At 43.5% G+C, this 2,224-nt stretch carries 2 protein-coding genes; both read left to right on the forward strand.

The features are described 5' to 3' along the window. Positions 1-336: 336 nt before the first annotated feature. Positions 337-1,503 (forward strand): sensor histidine kinase, encoded by a 1,167-nt coding sequence (locus J2I46_RS32485; RefSeq protein WP_207333283.1) that lies wholly within the window; start codon positions 337-339, stop codon positions 1,501-1,503. Continuing rightward, the coding region (locus tag J2I46_RS32490) for a LytR/AlgR family response regulator transcription factor (protein ID WP_207333284.1) at positions 1,469-2,224 on the forward strand (756 nt) is incomplete at its 3' end. The genes J2I46_RS32485 and J2I46_RS32490, both read left to right, overlap by 35 nt.

Genomic DNA, 2,224 nt, shown 5'->3' on the forward strand with positions numbered 1-2,224 from the left:
TCGTAACATCGATACAAATCAATCAAACTTGGCCTAGCCGATAAAGAGTGTTGATTTAAAGAGCCGGTACTGACATAGCCTGTAAGGAGGCAGTCACCAGATATATAAGCAGGAGATCGCTGCTTATGTCTTAGCCAGTGGCTACCTCTCTGGAGCACTTGTCGATCTAGCTATGCTTCCAGTCGATTGTAAAGGTCTTTTCGGCTATTTTTAACGGAGAACAGGACGTCAGTCAGTTATCCTCGTGTTACTACTCAGTCAACAGATAAATGTATGATCAGTTGATTGTATAAGTGTCGACTGTGCTGCTCTCGTGTATGTAGGCTTAAGTTACGTATGGAAACAAATCTGGATAAGAACATTTTATTTCAGTTCTTAACTAACCCTGCTCTTGGTTACCGGCTCGGACGCCACGTCGTGCTCTGGTCAACAGCAATCTTCTTAATCTATCGGGGCTTTCAATATATAGCGCTCACTATTCCTGACCGAGACGCCCAACAGGTTTATGCTGTTTTATCGACAATTATATTCGGTGGCTTAACCGTTAATGCTTACTTTCTAATAACCTGGTTGACGCGTAACTATATCTTGGTCAGGTTCCGATTCAATCTATTTATCGGTTGTCTGTTGCTGGTTCACATATTAACATCGGCACTCGTACGTTGGCATTTTCTGCTTTTCATCCATTACCTGACGCTCGCCAATTTACCTCGCATGTACTCGGTCTATGCTGGTCATGTTATCCAGATGCCAGTCTGGCAAGTGCCATTTGATTCAATCATCGTGGGCTTGTTTTCATTTTCGCTATTCTACAATTACCTCTTGTACGCGGTTGGTCTTAAGGTTTTTAAGGACCTTTTCACCATGAAAACACAACAGGACAAATTAGAACAGGAGAATCTACAACTCGAGTTCAATTTTCTCAAGGCGCAAATCAACCCGCATTTTCTATTCAACACGCTGAATAATATTTACTCTTTTTCTATCCAGTCGCCGGAGAAAGTAGCAGGGGCTATCCTAAAGTTGGCTGATTTAATGCGCTATGCCCTGTATGAAACAGAAGCAGAACAGGTTCTTCTAGCCAAAGAATTAGCCTTTCTAGACAGCTATGTGCAGCTCCAGCGCATTCGGCATGATGAGAATGTGGAATTAACCTACACTGTTCATGGGCAACCTGGCACATCTTCCATTCCACCCCTCTTGTTAATTGTCTTTGTTGAAAATGCGTTTAAGCATGGTCCACAGGCAAGTGCACAAGGAGGCAGCGTCCATATTCGGCTCACTATTACACAACATATACTGCGATTTCAAGTGGAAAACAACTTACCGCCCAAAGCCACGATTATTACGGGTGGGATAGGGTTGAATAATGTGCGTAAACGGCTAAACCATTATTATGGTGGACATTATCACTTACAAATTGACGAAGTCGCGAATAGCTTTCGTGTAAACCTCCAAATACAACTACATGAACCCACCCTACCAAGTTATCATCGTGGATGATGAACCGCCCGCACGGGCTATTGTTGAAGTGTTTGTTGGCCGTGTTCCTGATTTAACGTGCGTCGCCGTCTGTGCCAATGCGCATCAGGCATTAGATGCTATCCAACGGCTAAAACCTGATCTGGTCTTTCTAGATATACAGATGCCTGAGATGACTGGCATCGACTTGATGAATTTACGCCTACCTGTTCAGCCAGATATTATTCTCACAACCGCCTTTTCTGAGTTTGCTCTGAAAAGTTATGAGTATGCGGTCATTGACTACTTGATGAAACCCATCGCTTTTGAACGATTTATGCAGGCTATCATCAAGTTTAAAGACAAGCGCCTTCAACTCTCTGACTCAGTGGGCTGGACGGCTATCGAAACTACCCAATCGGGTAATGCAAAAATGACTCAGCCGGACGATAATTCTGTTTGGTTACGAGAAGAAAAACGCATTCTGCAAATTCCTTATGAGGATATACTGTACATAGAAGGAATGAAAGATTACGTGAAAGTCTATCTTAAAAATGAAATGATTATGACGCATCTGCGAATAGGTAAGGCGGAGGAGTTATTTCCCCCTCCTATTTTCGTACGAATCCACCGATCTCATATTGTTCGGCGGGCAGCGATCCGCTCAATCGATGGCAATCTCATTCGGCTAATTAACGGCACCGAATTACAAATAGGCCCCCTCTACCGTGAGGGGTTAAAGAAGTTTATATCGGCGCTACGC

This window comes from Fibrella forsythiae, assembly GCF_017353175.1.
GTDB classification, from domain to species: Bacteria; Bacteroidota; Bacteroidia; order Cytophagales; family Spirosomataceae; genus Fibrella; species Fibrella forsythiae.

Bases quoted from the DNA above. Each gene is read 5' to 3' on its own strand.
- J2I46_RS32485 (WP_207333283.1), top strand. From the start codon at position 337: ATGGAAACAAATCTGGATAAGAACATTTTATTTCAGTTCTTAACTAAC.